The following is a 17,349-nucleotide window of genomic DNA, read 5'->3' as shown; positions in this document are numbered from 1 at the left end:
GCAGATGGTCTATGACGCGCTGATCGGTCCGTTCACCGAATTCGAGTTCATGCGGCGGGCGCTGGCCGCCGTGATCGCGCTATCGCTCGCGGGCGCGCCGATCGGCGTGTTTCTGATGCTGCGACGGATGAGCCTCGTCGGCGACGCCATGGCGCATGCGATCCTGCCCGGCGCCGCCGTTGGCTTCCTGCTCTCCGGCCTCAACCTGTTCGCGATGACGGCCGGGGGCCTGATCGCCGGCTTTGCCGTCGCGATCCTCGCCGGCGTCGTCGCGCGCTCGACCGGGCTGAAGGAGGACGCGTCGCTGGCGACCTTCTATCTCGCCTCGCTGGCGCTTGGCGTCACCATCGTCTCGATCAAGGGCACCAATATCGACCTCTTGCACGTGCTGTTCGGCAACATCCTCGCGATGGACGACCAGACGCTGCTGGTGGTCGCCTTCAACGCCACGGTGACGCTGCTGGTGCTCGCGGTGATCTACCGCCCGCTGGTGATCGAGAGCGTCGATCCCTTGTTCCTCCGCACCGTGAGCCGGGCCGGGGGCCCTGCGCATCTCGCCTTCCTGGCGCTGGTCGTCATCAACCTCGTCAACGGCTTTCAGGCGCTCGGCACGCTGCTTGCGGTGGGGCTGATGATCCTGCCCGCCGGCATCGCGCGGTTCTGGTCGCGCGATCTGACTGCGATGATCTGCATCGCCGTGGTGGCCGCTGCTGTCTCCGGCTATGCAGGCCTTGTGCTGTCGTTCCAGACGCGCGTGCCGTCAGGCCCGGCGATCATCCTGGTGGCGACCGTGCTCTACATCGTCTCGGTGCTGTTCGGCCGCGTCGGCGGCATCGTCCGGCAACTGTTTCCCGGCCGGCATCTGGAGGCGTGACGGCGATGCGCTTCCTTCTGCTCCTTGCCTTGCTGATGATCGCCTCGCCGCTGCACGCCGCGGAGCGGCTCAATGTCGTTGCGAGCTTCTCGATCCTCGGCGACTTCGTTCGCAATGTCGGCGGCGACCGCATCAACCTGACGACGCTGGTCGGGGCCGACAGCGACGTCCACGTCTATACGCCGGCCCCAAGCGATGCGAAGCGGGTCGCAGAGGCGAAGCTCGTCATCGTCAACGGGCTCGGGCTGGAGGGCTGGCTGCCGCGCCTCGTGCAGTCCGCAGGTAGCAAGGCGCAGGTGGTCGCTGCGAGCGCCGGCATCGCGCCCCTCAAACTCGGCTCGGCCGCTGATCCCCACGCCTGGCAGTCCGTTCCCAACGCCAGGGTCTACGTGACCGACATCGCCAATGCGCTGGCCGCTGCCAACCCAGATGATGCAGACTTCTTCCGTGCCCAGGCCAAAGCCTATCTGGAAAAGCTCGAAACGCTCGATCGCGAGGTCCGCGACACCGTTGGCAAAATCCCGCCGGAGCGGCGCAAGGTCATCTCCACCCATGACGCCTTCGGCTATTTCGCCGCCGAATATGGCATCCAGTTCATCGCCCCCCTGGGCGTCTCCACGGAAACCGAGCCCAGCGCGCGGGACATTGCGGCCATTATCGGCCAGATCAGGGCCCAGAAAATCCCGGCCGTGTTCCTGGAAAATATCAGCGATGACCGCCTGATCCGGCGGATCGCCGCCGAGACCGGCGCAAAGGTCGGCGGGACCCTGATTTCGGACGGTTTGACCGGCGAAAAGGGGCCTGCACCCACTTACATTGACATGGTCAGGCACAATATAAAGGCCCTGACCAGCGCGCTTGACCACTAGGGCAGGGGCCACCCTGCCTCGCGTCGCGCGAAAAAAGCCCGAAGTCCGGAGTTGTTATGTCTGAAGCGACCTCCCAGAAAATTCCCGTGACCGTGCTTACCGGCTATCTCGGCGCCGGCAAGACCACGCTTTTGAACCGCATCCTGTCGGAGAACCACGGCAAGAAATACGCCGTCATCGTCAACGAATTCGGCGAGATCGGCATCGACAACGACCTCATCATCGGCGCCGATGAGGAAGTGTTCGAGATGAACAATGGCTGCATCTGCTGCACCGTGCGCGGCGACCTCGTCCGCATCATGGACGGGTTGATGAAGCGCAAGGGCAAGTTCGACGCCATCATCGTCGAGACCACCGGCCTTGCCGATCCCGCGCCGGTCGCCCAGACCTTCTTCGTCGACGAGGACGTGCAGAAGAATGCCCGGCTCGATGCGGTCGTCACGGTCGCCGACGCCAAATGGTTGTCCGACCGGCTGAAGGACGCGCCCGAGGCGAAGAACCAGATCGCCTTTGCCGACGTCATCGTGCTGAACAAGACCGATCTCGTCACCAAGCCCGAGCTTGCCGAGGTCGAGGCCCGCATCCGCGGCATCAATCCCTATGCGAAGCTGCACCGCACCGAGCGCTGCTCGGTCGCGCTGGCCGACGTGCTCGATCGCGGCGCGTTCGACCTCGACCGCATCCTCGACATCGAGCCGGATTTCCTGGAGGCCGACGATCATGACCACGACCATGATCATCACCACCATCACGGCCACGACCATCACCATCATGATCACGGCCACGGCCTGAAGCACTATCACGACGAGGACATGCAGTCGCTCTCGCTCAAGACCGACAGGCCGCTCGACCCGAACATGTTCATGCCCTGGTTGCAGAACCTGGTGCAGGTCGAGGGCGGCAAGATCCTGCGCTCCAAGGGCATCCTCGCCTTCCATGACGATGACGACCGCTACGTCTTCCAGGGCGTGCACATGATGCTGGAGGGCAACCACCAGCGGAAATGGAAGGATGGCGAGCCGCGCGAGAGCCGCCTCGTCTTCATCGGCCGCGAATTGCCTGAAGAGGCGATCCGCAAGGGTTTTGAGAGCTGCATCGTCTCGTGATGAAAGAGTTCACGCCGCCCCCCGACTCCGCCTCGATCGTCTCCGTCACCGATCGCGTCAAACCGGTCGCGCTCGGCATGGCCGTGACCTCCGTGCATTTTCTTGGGCCTCGCGCCGCTTTCGTCGGCGGCGAGGAGAACGTCAAGTTCGTCGATAGCGAGGGCGAGATCACGACGGTCGCCGTGCATGGCGGAGGCATTCTCTCGACCGCCTCCGACGGCAAGCGCATCGTCATGGGCGGCGATGACGGCAAGGTGGTCTCGCTCGATGCCAAGGGCGAGGTGACGCTGCTCGCCACCGACCCCAAGCGGCGCTGGATCGACGCGGTGGCGCTGAACGCCGATGGCGCCTTCGCCTGGTCGGCCGGCAAGACGGCGACGGTGAAGAGCGGCAAGAACGAGGAGAAGTCGCTCGACGTGCCCTCGACCGTCGGCGGCCTTGCGTTTGCGCCGAAGGGATTGCGGCTCGCGATCGCCCACTACAACGGCGCCACGCTGTGGTTTCCGAACATGGAGGGCTCGGCCGAATTCCTGCCCTGGGCCGGCTCGCATCACGCAGTCACCTTCAGCCCCGACAACAAATTCCTGGTCACCGCGATGCATGAGCCGGCGCTGCATGGCTGGCGGCTCGCCGATAACAGGCACATGCGCATGACCGGCTATCCCGGCCGCGTCCGCTCGATGTCCTGGAGCGCGGGCGGCAAGGGCCTCGCGACCTCGGGTGCCGACACCGTCATCATCTGGCCGTTCGGCAGCAAGGACGGCCCGATGGGCAAGGAGCCGGCGATGCTCGCGCCGCTGCAGGCGCGCGTGTCTGTGGTCGCCTGCCATCCGAAGAACGACATTCTCGCCGCCGGCTACAGCGACGGCACCGTGCTGATGGTGCGGATGGAGGACGGCGCGGAGATCCTCGTTCGCCGCAACGGCACGCCGCCGGTCGCCGCGCTCGCCTGGAACGCCAAGGGCACGCTGCTGGCGTTCGCTGACGAAAATGGGGATGGCGGCCTGCTGGAGCTTTGATCTGTCATGGTTCCCGCCGTATAGGGGACCATGCGCTTTCTGACGACCTTTCAACTTGCCGACTTTGGCGACACGCTGGTCAGCCTGACCACGGCCTTCGTGCTGGGCACGCTGATCGGCGCCGAGCGGCAATATCGCCAGCGTACTGCGGGCCTGCGCACCAATGTGCTGGTCGCGGTGGGGGCGGCCGCCTTCGTCGACCTCGCCATGCATCTGGACGGCGCCGACGGCGCGGTCCGCGTGATCGCCTATGTTGTCTCCGGCATCGGCTTCCTGGGCGCCGGCGTCATCATGAAGCAGGGCATGGACGTCCGCGGCCTCAACACCGCGGCGACGCTGTGGGCCTCGGCCGCGGTCGGCTCCTGCGCCGGCGCCGACATGGTCGCGCAGGCCGCCGCGCTCACCGTCTTCGTCATCGCCGGCAACACCATGCTGCGCCCGCTGGTCAACGCCATCAACCGCATCCCGCTGAACGAGAAGGCGCTCGAGGCGACTTACTACTTCAAGCTGGCCGTTGCGACCGACGCATTGCCCGACATGCGCGACCGCCTGGTCGACAAGCTCGAGGCCGCGAAATATCCGGTCGCCGACATCGAGGTCGCCGAGATCGGCGAGGAAAATCTGGAGATCGTCGCCAAGCTGGTGGCGACCGCAGTCGATCCGAACGAGCTGAACGCGGTGGCGACCGATCTGCAGCATCTGCCGGGCGTGCGCCACGCCACCTGGGAAGTCAGCACGACCGAGTGAGCGCGGCGTTTTGGCGCGTGATGAGGCGGTTCCCGCCTTCGCGGTCCCGGAACCCGGCCGCCCCAGCTTCGTTGATTCCGCGGATAAAGGCGGTGATCGATATGCCCGGCCCAAATGACAAGCGCAGATTGAAGCTCGACCTGACAATTGCCGGTTTGCTGTTCGCAGCAGGCGTCGTGGTGTCGGTGATGTCGCTGGCGCAAATTCGCGCCGAAAGCCGGCTGGAGCTGGCGCAGGCGACGCAGCCGCTCCAGGGCACACCGTCTGACGAGCAAGGCAAGACGCCCGCGGAAGCCAAGCCGGGCGGCGACCGGCCGACCACGCCGGCCCCTGAGCCCGCGCGCCCTGAGCCGCAGACGCAAGGCGCGGCGACCAAGCCGGCGCTGCCGCCGGCACCGGCGGAGAAGATCGCGCCGCCGATTGAGAAGAAGTAGCTCGCGGTCGCGCTCCCCAGCCACGCGCTCGGTGTCATCCCCCGCGAAGGCGGGGGATCCAGTATTCCAGAGACAGTGAGTGGCTACGGAGAAGCCGCGGCGTACTGGATGCCCCGCCTGCCGCCTTCGCTAAAGCTTCGGCGCCCCTGGACCTTAACCCCGGCGGAGCCTTGGCGTAGCCGGGTCGCGGGGCATGACAATGGTGGGCGAGGCGGGAGGCATCGCGCCCCTCACCGCACCAGGATATTCCGGAACTGCCAGGGATCGCTGGTGTCGATATCTTCCGGGAACAGTCCGGGGCGATCCGTCAGCGGCGTCCAGTCGGTGTAGAAACCCTTGACCGGGCCGAGATAGGGCAGCTGGATTTCCAGCAGGCGATCGAAATCCATCTCGTCGGCTTCGACGATGCCTTGGTTCGGGTTTTCCAGCGCCCACACCATGCCGCCGAGCACGGCGGAGGTCACTTGCAGGGCAGTGGCGTTCTGATAGGGCGCGAGCTCGCGGGTCTCTTCGATCGAGAGCTGCGAGCCGTACCAGTATGCGTTGTTGTCGTGGCCGAACAGCAGCACGCCGAGCTCGTCGATGCCGTCGACGATCTCGTCTTCTTCGAGGATGTGGTGCTTTTCCTGCATCTTTCCGGCGCGGCCGAACAGTTCGTGCAGCGACAGCACGGCGTCGTCGGCCGGATGATAGGCATAGTGACAGGTCGGCCGATAGATTGCCTTGCCCGATGCGTCACGCACCGTGAAGTAATCGGAGATCGAGATCGACTCGTTGTGGGTGACGAGGAAGCCGTACTGCGCGCCACGGGTCGGACACCAGGTGCGCACGCGCGTGTTGGCGCCGGGCTGCATCAGATAGATGGCGGCGCCGCAGCCGGCTTCGTGGGTATGCGCATTCTCGGGCATCCATTTCTCATGGGTGCCCCAGCCGAGCTCCGACGGCTGCATGCCCTCGGACAGGAAACCTTCCACCGACCAGGTGTTGACGAAGACGTCAGGCTCTTTCGGCTTCTTCGCGCGCTGGGTGTCGCGTTCGGCGATGTGGATGCCCTTGATCCCGGCCTGCCGCATCAGGTCCGCCCATTCGGCCCTGGTCTTCGGCCGGGGGGCATTGAGCTTCAGGTCGGCGGCGACATTGAGCAGCGCCTGCTTGACGAAGAAGGAGACCATGCCGGGATTGGCGCCGCAGCAGGAGACGGCCGTGGTCGAGCCCGCGGGGCGGGCCCGCTTGGCGGCCAGCGTCACTTCGCGCAGCGCATAGTTGGAGCGCGCTTCCGGGCCCTTCGTCGCGTCGAAATAGAAGCCGAGCCAGGGCTCGTTGACGGTGTCGATGTAGAGCGCGCCGAGCTCGTTGCAGAGCTCCATGATGTCGGTCGAGCCGGTATCGACCGAGAGATTGACACAAAAGCCCTGGCCGCCGCCTTCGGTGAGCAGCGGGGTCAACAATTCGCGGTAATTGTCCCTGGTCACGGCCTTCTGGATGAAGCGCACATTCTGCTTCTCGCAATGCGCCTTGCGGCCCTCGTCCTTGGGATCGATCACGGTGACGCGCGACTTGTCGTAATCGAGATGCCGCTCGATCATCGGCAGCGTGCCTTTGCCGATGGAGCCGAAGCCGACCATGACGATGGGACCGGTGATCTTCGCGTAGATCTGCGAGGGAGGGCTCATGGGATGGTTTCTCCGGAACGTGCTGGCAGACAATGGTGAGGGGTGGATCAGGCGCTGCGGCGCTTGGCGGTGACTTCGATCTCGACCTTCATCTCGGGCTTGGCGAGAGCGGTGACGACCAGCAACGTCGCAGCCGGCCTGATGTCACCGAGGACCTCGCCGCAGACGGCGAAGTGGGCATCGATGTAGCTGGCGTCGGTGACGTAATAGGTCGCACGGACGATATCGGCCATCTCGAAACCGCCCTCCTTCAGGGCAGCTGCGATGGTCTTGAAGCAGTTGCGTGACTGGCTCGTGACATCGGCCGGCATCGTCATCGTGGTGTAATCATAGCCGGTGGTTCCCGCGACGAAGGCGAACTCGCCGTCGATCACGGCGCGGCTGTAGCCGACGGTCTTCTCGAGGGGAGAGCCGGTGGAAATCAGGCGACGGGACATCGGTCTGGCCTCGACTGAAGGGGTGTTTCGCCGGGTTAAAGGGCGTTTCCGGCGCCTGCGCAACCCCAAAGGAACGGGCTAGGTGTGGAGCCTCAAGAGGTTGTCCTCGGTCAAACCGAGCCTGCTGATCGGCGTTTGAGATTTTATACCACCGTGGGGCCGGTGCCAGTTGTATTGGTGCAGCCAGAACGGCAGCTCTTGGGCGCGCCGATCTGATGTTGGATAGGCTTTGGCATAAGCCCATTCGCGAAGCGCGGTTTGGATGAAGCGCTCGGCCTTGCCGTTTGTTCTGGGTGTATAGGGCTTGGTGCGAATATGCTTGATGCCGAGGTCCCGGCAAGCGTCGCGGAAGGCGAAGGACTGGTAGCAACTGCCATTGTCGGTCATGACGCGCGTGACGGTGACGCCGAGGCTTTTGTAATAAGCCACAGCCGCCTTGAGAAAAGGAACAGCACTGTCCGCGGTCTCGTCGGGCTTGATCTCGGAGAACGCGACGCGGGAATGGTCGTCAATGCAGACGTGGACGAAATCCCAACCAGCGCCACGGCTCTTGTTCGGACCACTCGGATCGCCGGTGATGCGGTGGCCCACACGCTCGAAACGCCCGAGCTTTTTGATGTCGATGTGGAGCATCTCGCCGGGCGTCTCGCGCTCATAGCGGCGCTCCGGTTCGGCCGGCTCCAGGTCGCGTATCCGGTTTAATCCCAAACGGCGCAGGATGCGGCTGACGGTGGCCGGTGACACCTCGACCTCGGCAGCGATCTGTTTGCCGGTGTGGCGCTGCCGGCGCAACGCCTCCACAGCGGTGCACGTGGCGACCGGGGTTTGGCTTGGCGATGAAAGGGGCCTGGAGGAGCGATCACGCAATCCCTCCACACCTTCCGCGCGGAACCGCTTGACCCATTTGGCGACCGTCTTCGGCGTCGTATTGAACAGGTCGGCCGCGCCAGCTTGGCTCAGCCCGCCTTGCACCACGCTTCGGACCATCGCCTCTCGACCTTTGGGCGTCAAAGGCGCATTCTTGTGCACGTTCATCTGGTCTCTCCTTGGAACACTGAAGCTTCGCAACCTCAGCTTCCTCGGTTCAGACCAGATGGACAACCTCCTGAGAGACCACAGCTAGGCGCGGCCGGGCGTTGCCGCTCGACGCGGCTTCGGTCTTCGCTATGAGAGCGATCCGTTAGGCCGCGTGCGCCTGGAGGGCGCGAACCGACCTCCGTTTGAGCAAGGCCGCGCCGGTCGGGACGATCATCCCGTCGGCGCCGTCGAGCGCGCCGGCCTCGAATTCGATCGCCAACAGGCGGTCGCGCTCGAACGGGCCGGGCAGCGCGAGCTCGGCCGTCTTCTCGGCCGAGAAGCCGAAGCGGGCGTAATAGGGGGCATCGCCGAGCAGGATCACGGCGGCATGCCCGCGCGCCCGGGCGGCGGCCAGCGCTTGATGCATCAGCGCGGCGCCGATCCCGAGCTCGCGGCAGGCAGGGTCGACCGCCAGCGGTCCGAGGACCAGAGCGGGCCTGCCTCCGGCGCTGACGTGCCACAGCCGCACGGTTCCCACGAGTGTCCCCTCGCGCACAGCCGACAGCGCAAGGCCGGCGGCAGGTGCACGTCCGTCGCGCAGGCGCTGGCAGGTGCGGTCATGGCGGTTCTCGCCAAAGCAGGCATCCAGCAGCGCTTCACGGGCGGCGACGTCGGCAGCACGTTCCGCACGGATCGCGAACGGAGCGGCTTTCGAAGTGAGGGCGACTTGTGGCTTCCGAAAAGCAGTCATGGCGCGTCAGTCCCCGCTTGAACCGGCGTGCGATCAGCACGCCGGCTCAAGACGTCGTCAGAAATCGTAGATGTCAGGGAGGAGCCGGCGGACCGGCTCCCGGGTTCGTCAGGCCTCTGAAAAGGAGAGGCGGCTTAGATGTGGTACGTCTTCAGCGGCGGGATGCCGTTGAACGCCACCGACGAGTAGGTCGACGTATAGGCCCCGGTGCCTTCGATCAGCACCTTGTCGCCGATCTCGAGCGTGACGGGGAGCGGATACGGGTTCTTCTCGTACAGCACGTCGGCGCTGTCGCAGGTCGGACCCGCGAGCACGCACGGCGTCATGTCCGCGCCGTCGTGACGGGTGCGGATGGCGTAACGGATCGACTCGTCCATCGTCTCGGCGAGACCGCCGAACTTGCCGATGTCCAGGTAGACCCAGCGCACCTCGTCCTCGTCGCTCTTCTTCGAGATGAGCACGACCTCGGATTCGATGATGCCGGCGTTACCCACCATGCCGCGGCCCGGCTCGATGATGGTCTCCGGAATCTGGTTGCCGAAGTGCTTGCGCAGCGCGCGGAAGATCGAGCGGCCATAGGTCACGACCGGCGGCACGTCCTTCAGGTACTTGGTCGGGAAGCCACCGCCCATGTTGACCATGGAGAGGTTGATGCCGCGCTCGGCGCAGTCGCGGAACACCTGCGAGGCCATCGCCAGCGCACGGTCCCACGCCTTCACCTTTCGCTGCTGCGAGCCGACATGGAAGGAGATGCCGCACGGCTCGAGGCCCAGGCGCTTGGCGACGTCGAGCACATCGACGGCCATCTCCGGGTCGCAGCCGAACTTGCGCGACAGCGGCCACTCGGCGCCGGCGCAGTCATAGAGGATGCGGCAGAACACCTTCGCGCCGGGGGCGGCGCGGGCGACCTTCTCGACCTCGGGGACGCAGTCGACCGCGAACAGCCGGATGCCGAGCGCGAAGGCGCGCGCGATGTCGCGCTCCTTCTTGATCGTGTTGCCGAAGGAGATGCGGTCGGGCGTCGCACCCGCGGCCAGCGCCATCTCGATCTCGGCGACCGTCGCGGTGTCGAAGCAGGAGCCCATGGACGCCAGCAGGGCCAGCACTTCCGGCGCCGGGTTCGCCTTGACGGCGTAGAACACGCGGCTGTCGGGCAGCGCCTTGGCGAAGCTCTGGTAATTGTCGCGCACGACCTCGAGGTCGACGACGAGGCACGGCTCGGTGTCGAGGCCTTCGTTGCGGCGGTTGCGCAGGAATTCCTGGATACGTTCGGTCATGGCACTCTCCAACGGTCCCAGCGACGGGAGCCGTATCAACGTGACGTCTGATGAGAGTGCTTCGACCACATCGCGCGATGGAGGCGCGTTGAGGCCAAAAGACTCAAACCAGACTGTGCTGCCGTGGATTGGTTGGGAGAGATTCCCGCCCGCTCACCTGGCAATGAAGGACAAGCCTTTTCAGTAGCCCGCGCCGGCGTTGGAATGCCGGTAGAGACCAAAAAAGCCCGATCCGTCGTTGCTTTAAGTCGCGTCCCCCGTTGAGAGCGGGGTGCGCCGGTTCGCCTCCGGCTGCCAGTCACGGTTGCAAAGAGCGAAGTCACCTTCGACATGGCATCTCTTTGAGAGAGATGCTGGACGCTCCGGGTTTGCTTCGGTCGCTCGACTTCTCAGTCCTCGACTTCCGCACTTCCGAAGAGCCCCTCGGCTTCTTCACCCCTTGGCGGCTGTCCGGCCTCTTGTCCGGATACCTACCGACTGACACACGACCACAGGCACGTGCGAAATTGGGCAAGACCGCACATAAGCGTTTTGACTCTGGTTCGCAAGAATTTTTTTAGGCTGCGGACAGAATTGCCTAACGTCTGCTTGCGCGCTGTTGCGCGAGCGACGCTGAAGATGAACGAGCGTTAAGTTTTCGCTGCGCTGCGCGTGTTGCTCACGCGCGTGAAGCGTCAGCCGCGCTTCGTGAAGGGCTCGACGCGTTGAGCGGCACGGATGAAGGCGGTCATCACGAGTACGCCGAGCGCGAATAGCACGGCCTGCAGGATGTGGGCGCCTTGATCGCCGAGACCAAACAGGATCGCGAGCGCCCAGCCGCCGGCAAAGGCCGCGCCGAACACCTCCGCGCCGATCAGGATCGCGGCGCTGATGACGGTGATGACGCTGGGCCAGACGATCTGGCGGGACGAGGAAGAAGGCGCGTTCATGGGGCTCAGGGGTCCTGACTTCGAGGGCCGCAATCTCCCCGAAAAGGCGGCCGGGAGCAAGGCCAAATGGCCCAAAAAAGCCCCATCGCGTGCTATAGCTGGCCGCAGCAATCGAGCCACAAAAACCGGGACTTGCGATGTCAGAACCCCGCCAAACCACGGACTCCGGGACCAATCCGCTGCTGAAGGCCTGGGTGACGCCGTTTGCGACCCCGCCCTTCGACGAGTTCAAGCCGGAGCACTTCCTGCCGGCCTTCGAGCAGGCCTTCGCCGATCATTCCGCCGAGATCGCGGCGATCACCAACGATCCCGCGGCGCCCGACTTCGCCAACACCATCACGGCGCTGGAGCGCTCCGGCAAGCTGCTGAGCAAGGTCGCGGCGGTGTTCTACGACCTCGTCTCGGCGCATTCCAACCCGGCTATCCTGGAGATCGACAAGGAGGTCTCCCTGCGGATGGCGCGGCACTGGAATCCGATCATGATGAACGCCGTGCTGTTTGGTCGCATCGCCCAGCTGCACGAGAACCGCACCTCGCTCGGTCTTTCGCCCGAGCAGCTCCGCCTGCTGGAGCGCACCTACACCCGCTTCCACCGCGCCGGCGCCGGCCTCTCCGAAGAGGCCAAGGTGCGGATGGCCGAGATCAACGAGCGGCTGGCCCAGCTCGGCACCGGCTTCAGCCATCATCTGCTCGGCGACGAGCAGGACTGGTTCATGGAGCTCGGGGAGGCCGATCGCCAGGGCCTGCCGGAGAGCTTTGTTGCCGCCGCCAGGGCTGCGGCGGAAGAGCGCGGCATGGCCGGCAAGGCCATCGTCACGCTGTCGCGCTCCTCGGTCGAGACGTTCCTGAAGAGCTCGGCCCGGCGCGACCTGCGCGAGAAGGTCTACAAGGCCTTCATCGCGCGCGGCGACAACGGCAATGCCAACGACAACAACACGACCATCGTCGAGGTCCTGAAGCTGCGTGAGGAGAGCGCCAACCTCCTGGGCTATCCGACCTACGCCGCCTACCGGCTCGAGGATTCCATGGCCAAGACGCCGGATGCGGTGCGGAGCCTTTTGGAGCGGGTCTGGAAGCCGGCCCGCGCCCGGGCGCTCGCCGACCGCGACGAGATGCAGGCGCTGATCACGGAAGAGGGCGGCAATTTCAAGCTCGCCCCCTGGGACTGGCGCTTCTACGCCGAGAAGCTGCGCCTGCAGCGGGCCAATTTCGACGATTCCGCGATCAAGCCGTATCTCGGTCTCGATCACATGATCGCCGCCGCCTTCGACTGCGCCACGCGCCTGTTCGGCGTCACCTTCGAGGAGCGCAAGGACGTCCCGGTCTGGCACCCGGACGTCCGGGTCTGGGAGATGAAGGGGCCGGACGGCAAGCACAAGGCGCTGTTCTACGGCGACTACTTCGCCCGGCCGTCGAAGCGCTCCGGCGCCTGGATGACCTCGCTGCGCGACCAGCAGAAGCTCGACGGCGACGTCGCGCCGCTGGTTCTCAACATCTGCAATTTCGCCAAGGGCGCCGACGGCGAGCCCTCGCTGCTGTCGCCCGACGATGCCCGCACCCTGTTCCACGAGTTCGGCCACGGCCTGCACGGCATGCTCTCCAACGTGACCTATCCCTCGCTGTCGGGCACCTCGGTGTTCACCGACTTCGTCGAGCTGCCGTCCCAGCTCTACGAGCACTGGCAGGAGCGGCCCGAGGTGCTCCAGAAGTTCGCCCGTCACTACCAGACCGGTGAGCCGCTGCCCGACGACCTGCTCCAGCGCTTCCTGGCCGCGCGAAAATTCAACCAGGGCTTTGCCACGGTCGAGTTCGTCTCCTCGGCGCTGGTCGATCTCGAATTCCACACCCAGCCGGCCGCAGCCGCGCAGGATGTCCGCGCCTTCGAGAAAAAGGAGCTGGAGAAGATCGGCATGCCCGAGGAGATTGCGCTGCGTCACCGTCCCACGCAGTTCGGTCACATCTTCACCGGCGACCACTATGCCGCCGGCTATTACAGCTACATGTGGTCCGAGGTGATGGACGCCGACGCCTTCGGCGCGTTCGAGGAGGCCGGCGATATCTTCGATCCTGCCGTGGCCAAGCGCCTGCATGACGACATCTATTCGAGCGGCGGATCGGTCGATCCGGAGGCCGCCTACGAGGCCTTCCGCGGCCGCCCGCCGGAGCCCGACGCGCTGCTCCGCCGCCGCGGCCTGCTCGACGACGCCAAGGCGGCCTGATGAGCATGCGCCGCCTGTTCGGATGGCTGCTCGCCGCCGGCCTCACGCTCGTGGCCGGTGCGGCGAGCGCGCATCCCCATGTCTGGATCACCGCGACCAGCGAGTTGCTCTACGCTGCGGACGGCAGCATCACCGGCGTCCGCCACGCCTGGACGTTTGACGACATGTTCTCGGCCTATGCGGTGCAGGGGCTCGAGAGCAAGACCAAGGGTGCCTATACCCGCGAGGAGCTCGGGCCGCTGGCGCAGACCAATGTCGAGTCGCTGAAGGAATACGCCTATTTCACCTTCGCAAAAGCCGACGGCAAGAAGGAGCGTTTCCAGGAGCCGGTCGACTATTTCCTCGACTACAAGGACACGGTCCTGACCCTGCACTTCACGCTGCCGCTGAAGAACCCGGTCAAGCCCAGGCAGCTGGTGCTCGAAGTGTTCGACCGCTCCTTCTTCATCGACTTCCAGATGGCCAAGGACAATCCGGTCAAGCTGGTCGGTGCGCCCGCAGGCTGCCAGATGAAGCTCGACCGTCCCAGCGACGGCTCGGCCACCGCTCAGAAGCTCAACGAGCAGACCTTCCTGAACGGCGAGAACAGCAATTTCGGCATGATGTTCGCCAACAAGATCACGGTGGATTGCCCTTGAAGCAGCATCTCTCCCCGCTCACGCGCGGGCTGACCGCCTGCGTGGCCGTTCTGCTGGTCGTAATCGTGGCCGATGCCGCGCTTCACGATCTGCTCGCGCAAAACCCCTTTGGCGCACCGCGTCCCGCGCAGGCGGCCGAACCCGAGGCCAGCGGCCTCATCGGCTGGCTGCTGGCAAAGCAGTCGGAATTCTATCGGCAGATGTCGTCGACCATCCGCGCCGCGAAGTCCGACGGCTCGGCGGTGTGGACGCTGCTGTTCATCTCGTTCGCCTATGGCATCTTCCACGCCGCCGGTCCCGGCCACGGCAAGGCGGTCATCGCCTCTTATCTCGTCGCCAACCGCGAGACCGCGCGACGCGGCATCGCGCTGTCCTTTGCCTCGGCGCTGATGCAGTCGCTGGTGGCGATCCTGATCGTCGGCATCTCGGCCTGGATCCTGAATGCGACCGCCAAGACCATGTGCAAGGCGGAAGGGGTGATCGAGATCGCGAGCTATGCCCTGATCGCGCTGTTCGGCCTGCGCCTCGTCTGGGTCAAGGGCCGCACCTTCCTCCGCGCGCTGCAGGCGGCCCAGCCGGTGCCGGCGATGGCGGGCGTGCCGCATGATCATCATGATCACGGCCATCACCATCATCGCGACGCGCATGATCATCATGAGCACGATCATCATCACCACGATCATGCTCATGCCCATGCGCACGACCATGACCACCACGGGCATGATCACGTCCATGACGAGCATTGCGGCCATTCCCATGGGCCCACCCCGAGCGAGCTCGCCGGTCCCGGCGGCTGGCGGCGCGGGTTCGCCGCGATCCTCACCGTCGGCATCCGCCCCTGCTCGGGCGCGATCCTGGTGCTGGTGTTCGCGCTCGCCCAGGGTCTGTTCTGGGCCGGCATTGCCGCGACCTTCCTGATGGGGCTCGGCACCGCGATCACGGTCGCGGCCATCGCGGTCGTCGCCGTCTCCGCCAAGGACGTCGCGCAGCGCCTCAGCGCCGGCCGCGACGGCGGCGGTGCGCTGTTCATGCGCGGCATCGAATTCGGCGCCGCCGCCCTCGTGCTGCTGTTCGGCGTGGGCCTCTTGTTCGGCTACATCGCGGCCGAACGGACGACGTGTTTCTGAGCTAAGCTCTCCGTGCCCCGGACGCAGCGCAGCGCCCTTGCGGTGCGCTGCTGAGCCGGGGCCCATCTCGCCGTATGGTCGCGTGTGGCCTTCTGGGTCCCGGCTCTGCGGAGCAGCGCCATAAGCGCGTTCACGCGCGTCTTCGACGCGCTATGGCGCTGCACCGCGTCCGGGACACGAGAGCGACCGCTTTGCGAACTTCATCTCGTCCGCTATTCAGTCGGTCAAGCCAACAAGAATGTCCGGTCGGGGGATTCCATGTCGCGCGAAAACTTCTGGTTCTTTCACCCGTTCCGGGTGCGCTATTCCGAGATCGACGGCCAGGGCGTCGTCTTCAACGCGCATTACCTGACCTATTTCGACACCACCATCACCGAATATTTCCGCGCACTGGGCTACGACCAGTATGCGGACGCAAAGGCGAGCGGCATCGATTTTCATGTCGTGAAGTCGCTGATCGAATACAAGGCGCCTGTTAGGTTCGACTGGGAGCTCGACGTCGGCGCGCGCGTGGCGCGGATCGGCAATTCGAGCCTCGTCTTCGAGCTTGCCATTTTCCGGAAAGGTGACGCGGATGCGCTGGTGACCGGCGAGATCGTGTGGGTCTACACCAATCAGGAGACCCATCGGCCGGTGCCGATCCCGGCATGGATCCGCGACCTGATCGCCACGCGGGAGCGCCATCTGTCGGCGTGAAGCCGTCTCACACCGGCAAAAACCGCTTCAGCATCGGCATGAAAAAAATGCCGAGATTGATCGCAAAGCCGATGGTCCAGAGGATCGAGCGCAGCGTCGGGCGGTTGCCGAGATAGGTCAGCACATAGGCGATCCGCACGATCAGGAACAGCGCGGCGAGCTCGTCGATCAGCCGCTGCGGCGAGTCCCTGAATTCGGCGAGCAGCACCGCGAAGGCGAAGAACGGGAAGGTCTCGATGCCGTTCTGGTGGGCGCCAAGGGCACGCTGCGCGATGGCGTCCTCATAGAAGGCGGGATCGCGCGGCCGTGAATTGTCGAAGCGGCGAAACCTGATCCATTTGATCGAGGCGATCGTGGACAGGTAGAGCAGCAGCGCCCCGAATACGCACCATTCCGCGAGCGTCATCGTCCCTCCCCCCGCTTGGGTGCGACCCTAGCGAAACCGCCCTCATCTTGACAAGTTCGGACCAACGCGCGACCCAACCAGCCATGAACAGCGTCGCCCCCCTCGAGACTGCGAAGCCGGCCACCCGATCCGCCCTGCCGCGCGTCGGCGTGCTCCTGATCAATCTCGGCACGCCCGATACGGCCGACGCTCCCGGCGTCCGGGTCTACCTGAAAGAGTTCCTCTCGGACGCCCGCGTCATCGAGGACCAGGGTCTGATCTGGAAGCTGGTGCTGAACGGCATCATCCTGCGCAGCCGTCCGCGCACCAAGGCGCTCGACTACCGCAAGATCTGGAACACCGAGAAGAACGAGTCCCCGCTGAAGACCATTACGCGCTCGCAAAGCGACAAGCTCGCGGCCGCGCTGTCGGACCGCGATCACGTCGTCGTCAACTGGGCGATGCGCTACGGCAATCCCTCGATCAGCTCGGGCATCGACGCGCTGGTCGCGAAGGGCTGCGAGCGCATTCTCGCCGTACCGCTCTATCCGCAATATTCGGCCTCAACCTCGGCGACGGTCTGCGACGAAGTGTTTCGGGTGCTCGCGCAGCTTCGCAACCAGCCGACGCTGCGGGTGACGCCGCCTTACTACGAGGATGAAGCCTATATCGAGGCGCTCGCGACCTCGATCGAGACGCATCTGGCAACGCTCCCGTTCCAGCCCGAGCTGATCGTCGCCTCCTTCCACGGCATGCCGAAATCCTATGTCGACAAGGGCGATCCCTATCAACAGCATTGCATCGCCACCACCGAGGCACTGCGCCGCCGGCTCGGCATGGACGCAACAAAACTGCTGCTGACCTTCCAATCGCGCTTCGGCAATGACGAGTGGCTCCAGCCCTATACCGACAAGACCATGGAGCGGCTCGGCAAGGAAGGCGTGCGCCGCATCGCGGTGGTGACGCCGGGCTTCTCCGCCGACTGCCTCGAGACGCTGGAGGAGATCGCGCAGGAGAACGCCGAGATCTTCAAGCACAATGGCGGCGAGCAATTTTCCGCGATTCCCTGTCTCAACGACAGCGTATCAGGTATGGACGTGATCCGCACCCTGGTGCTGCGCGAGCTTCAGGGCTGGATCTGATGGTATCTC

Annotated in this window: 18 protein-coding genes; 11 read left to right on the top strand and 7 right to left on the bottom strand. The window is 65.1% G+C overall.

Translation table 11 applies throughout. From position 1 onward, the window contains the following. Positions 1 to 4: 4 nt before the first annotated feature. The 6 genes from ACVJ19_RS07940 to ACVJ19_RS07915 all read left to right on the top strand — a co-directional run bounded on the left by ACVJ19_RS07940 (position 5) and on the right by ACVJ19_RS07915 (position 5,049). Positions 5 to 874, top strand: coding sequence for a metal ABC transporter permease (locus ACVJ19_RS07940; protein WP_453949467.1), 870 nt, complete (start codon positions 5 to 7; stop codon positions 872 to 874). Positions 875 to 879: 5 nt separating this feature from the next. Next, a complete protein-coding gene (locus tag ACVJ19_RS07935) occupies positions 880 to 1,743 on the top strand; it encodes a metal ABC transporter substrate-binding protein (protein WP_453949468.1) in 864 nt (287 codons plus the stop codon). Between the two features lie 56 nt (positions 1,744 to 1,799). Then, entirely contained in the window at positions 1,800 to 2,849 is a 1,050-nt protein-coding gene (locus ACVJ19_RS07930) for a CobW family GTP-binding protein (RefSeq protein WP_453949469.1), read from the top strand. Beyond that, a complete protein-coding gene (locus ACVJ19_RS07925) occupies positions 2,849 to 3,868 on the top strand; it encodes a WD40 repeat domain-containing protein (RefSeq protein WP_453949470.1) in 1,020 nt (339 codons plus the stop codon). Before ACVJ19_RS07930 ends, ACVJ19_RS07925 begins: the two co-directional genes overlap by 1 nt. Positions 3,869 to 3,898: 30 nt before the next feature. Further along, on the top strand, positions 3,899 to 4,615 hold the full coding sequence (locus ACVJ19_RS07920; RefSeq protein WP_453949471.1) for an MgtC/SapB family protein: 717 nt from the start codon (positions 3,899 to 3,901) through the stop codon (positions 4,613 to 4,615). A 101-nt stretch (positions 4,616 to 4,716) separates the two neighbouring features. After that, positions 4,717 to 5,049, top strand: a complete 333-nt coding sequence (locus ACVJ19_RS07915) for a hypothetical protein (RefSeq protein ID WP_453949472.1) — start codon at positions 4,717 to 4,719, stop codon at positions 5,047 to 5,049. A 230-nt stretch (positions 5,050 to 5,279) separates the two neighbouring features. Here ACVJ19_RS07915 and ACVJ19_RS07910 read toward each other — a convergent pair whose 3' ends face one another. The 6 genes from ACVJ19_RS07910 to ACVJ19_RS07885 all read right to left on the bottom strand — a co-directional run bounded on the left by ACVJ19_RS07910 (position 5,280) and on the right by ACVJ19_RS07885 (position 11,133). Further along, positions 5,280 to 6,722 (bottom strand): homospermidine synthase, encoded by a 1,443-nt coding sequence (locus ACVJ19_RS07910; RefSeq protein ID WP_453949473.1) that lies wholly within the window; start codon positions 6,720 to 6,722, stop codon positions 5,280 to 5,282. Between the two features lie 47 nt (positions 6,723 to 6,769). Continuing rightward, positions 6,770 to 7,159 (bottom strand): RidA family protein, encoded by a 390-nt coding sequence (locus ACVJ19_RS07905; protein ID WP_453949474.1) that lies wholly within the window; start codon positions 7,157 to 7,159, stop codon positions 6,770 to 6,772. A gap of 78 nt (positions 7,160 to 7,237) precedes the next feature. After that, the gene (locus ACVJ19_RS07900; protein WP_453948050.1) at positions 7,238 to 8,194 is read right to left on the bottom strand and encodes an IS481 family transposase; all 957 of its coding nucleotides are present in this window, start codon (positions 8,192 to 8,194) and stop codon (positions 7,238 to 7,240) included. Between the two features lie 145 nt (positions 8,195 to 8,339). Next, a complete protein-coding gene (locus ACVJ19_RS07895; RefSeq protein ID WP_453949475.1) occupies positions 8,340 to 8,927 on the bottom strand; it encodes a GNAT family N-acetyltransferase in 588 nt (195 codons plus the stop codon). Between the two features lie 134 nt (positions 8,928 to 9,061). Then, the gene (locus ACVJ19_RS07890; protein WP_453949476.1) at positions 9,062 to 10,204 is read right to left on the bottom strand and encodes a type III PLP-dependent enzyme; all 1,143 of its coding nucleotides are present in this window, start codon (positions 10,202 to 10,204) and stop codon (positions 9,062 to 9,064) included. Positions 10,205 to 10,878: 674 nt separating this feature from the next. After that, positions 10,879 to 11,133 carry a hypothetical protein gene (locus tag ACVJ19_RS07885; RefSeq protein ID WP_045004054.1) on the bottom strand — a complete coding sequence of 85 codons (255 nt, stop codon included), beginning with the start codon at positions 11,131 to 11,133 and terminating at the stop codon, positions 10,879 to 10,881. 137 nt (positions 11,134 to 11,270) lie between these two features. Here ACVJ19_RS07885 and ACVJ19_RS07880 point away from each other — a divergent pair, with 137 nt between their 5' ends. The 4 genes from ACVJ19_RS07880 to ACVJ19_RS07865 all read left to right on the top strand — a co-directional run bounded on the left by ACVJ19_RS07880 (position 11,271) and on the right by ACVJ19_RS07865 (position 15,813). Further along, the gene (locus tag ACVJ19_RS07880; protein ID WP_453949477.1) at positions 11,271 to 13,352 is read left to right on the top strand and encodes a M3 family metallopeptidase; all 2,082 of its coding nucleotides are present in this window, start codon (positions 11,271 to 11,273) and stop codon (positions 13,350 to 13,352) included. Then, a complete protein-coding gene (locus ACVJ19_RS07875; RefSeq protein WP_453949478.1) occupies positions 13,352 to 13,990 on the top strand; it encodes a DUF1007 family protein in 639 nt (212 codons plus the stop codon). The genes ACVJ19_RS07880 and ACVJ19_RS07875 overlap by 1 nt, the downstream gene beginning before the upstream one ends. Then, the gene (locus ACVJ19_RS07870) at positions 13,987 to 15,117 is read left to right on the top strand and encodes a nickel/cobalt transporter (protein ID WP_453949479.1); all 1,131 of its coding nucleotides are present in this window, start codon (positions 13,987 to 13,989) and stop codon (positions 15,115 to 15,117) included. The genes ACVJ19_RS07875 and ACVJ19_RS07870 overlap by 4 nt, the downstream gene beginning before the upstream one ends. A gap of 258 nt (positions 15,118 to 15,375) precedes the next feature. Continuing rightward, entirely contained in the window at positions 15,376 to 15,813 is a 438-nt protein-coding gene (locus ACVJ19_RS07865; protein ID WP_453949480.1) for an acyl-CoA thioesterase, read from the top strand. 7 nt (positions 15,814 to 15,820) lie between these two features. Here ACVJ19_RS07865 and ACVJ19_RS07860 read toward each other — a convergent pair whose 3' ends face one another. Beyond that, positions 15,821 to 16,219, bottom strand: a complete 399-nt coding sequence (locus tag ACVJ19_RS07860; protein WP_453949481.1) for an MAPEG family protein — start codon at positions 16,217 to 16,219, stop codon at positions 15,821 to 15,823. A gap of 83 nt (positions 16,220 to 16,302) precedes the next feature. Here ACVJ19_RS07860 and hemH point away from each other — a divergent pair, with 83 nt between their 5' ends. Beyond that, positions 16,303 to 17,340, top strand: coding sequence for a ferrochelatase (hemH, locus tag ACVJ19_RS07855; RefSeq protein WP_453949482.1), 1,038 nt, complete (start codon positions 16,303 to 16,305; stop codon positions 17,338 to 17,340). Positions 17,341 to 17,349 lie beyond the last annotated feature (9 nt).

The organism is Bradyrhizobium sp. USDA 376 (genome assembly GCF_054063675.1).
This window is presented reverse-complemented; position numbering and strand designations above follow the sequence as displayed.

Coding starts and splice junctions, on each gene's coding strand:
- ACVJ19_RS07940 (WP_453949467.1), top strand. CDS start 5: ATGGTCTATGACGCGCTGATCGGTCCGTTCACCGAATTCGAGTTCATG.
- ACVJ19_RS07935 (WP_453949468.1), top strand. CDS start 880: ATGCGCTTCCTTCTGCTCCTTGCCTTGCTGATGATCGCCTCGCCGCTG.
- ACVJ19_RS07930 (WP_453949469.1), top strand. CDS start 1,800: ATGTCTGAAGCGACCTCCCAGAAAATTCCCGTGACCGTGCTTACCGGC.
- ACVJ19_RS07925 (WP_453949470.1), top strand. CDS start 2,849: ATGAAAGAGTTCACGCCGCCCCCCGACTCCGCCTCGATCGTCTCCGTC.
- ACVJ19_RS07920 (WP_453949471.1), top strand. CDS start 3,899: ATGCGCTTTCTGACGACCTTTCAACTTGCCGACTTTGGCGACACGCTG.
- ACVJ19_RS07915 (WP_453949472.1), top strand. CDS start 4,717: ATGCCCGGCCCAAATGACAAGCGCAGATTGAAGCTCGACCTGACAATT.
- ACVJ19_RS07910 (WP_453949473.1), bottom strand. CDS start 6,722: ATGAGCCCTCCCTCGCAGATCTACGCGAAGATCACCGGTCCCATCGTC.
- ACVJ19_RS07905 (WP_453949474.1), bottom strand. CDS start 7,159: ATGTCCCGTCGCCTGATTTCCACCGGCTCTCCCCTCGAGAAGACCGTC.
- ACVJ19_RS07900 (WP_453948050.1), bottom strand. CDS start 8,194: ATGAACGTGCACAAGAATGCGCCTTTGACGCCCAAAGGTCGAGAGGCG.
- ACVJ19_RS07895 (WP_453949475.1), bottom strand. CDS start 8,927: ATGACTGCTTTTCGGAAGCCACAAGTCGCCCTCACTTCGAAAGCCGCT.
- ACVJ19_RS07890 (WP_453949476.1), bottom strand. CDS start 10,204: ATGACCGAACGTATCCAGGAATTCCTGCGCAACCGCCGCAACGAAGGC.
- ACVJ19_RS07885 (WP_045004054.1), bottom strand. CDS start 11,133: ATGAACGCGCCTTCTTCCTCGTCCCGCCAGATCGTCTGGCCCAGCGTC.
- ACVJ19_RS07880 (WP_453949477.1), top strand. CDS start 11,271: ATGTCAGAACCCCGCCAAACCACGGACTCCGGGACCAATCCGCTGCTG.
- ACVJ19_RS07875 (WP_453949478.1), top strand. CDS start 13,352: ATGAGCATGCGCCGCCTGTTCGGATGGCTGCTCGCCGCCGGCCTCACG.
- ACVJ19_RS07865 (WP_453949480.1), top strand. CDS start 15,376: ATGTCGCGCGAAAACTTCTGGTTCTTTCACCCGTTCCGGGTGCGCTAT.
- ACVJ19_RS07860 (WP_453949481.1), bottom strand. CDS start 16,219: ATGACGCTCGCGGAATGGTGCGTATTCGGGGCGCTGCTGCTCTACCTG.
- hemH (WP_453949482.1), top strand. CDS start 16,303: ATGAACAGCGTCGCCCCCCTCGAGACTGCGAAGCCGGCCACCCGATCC.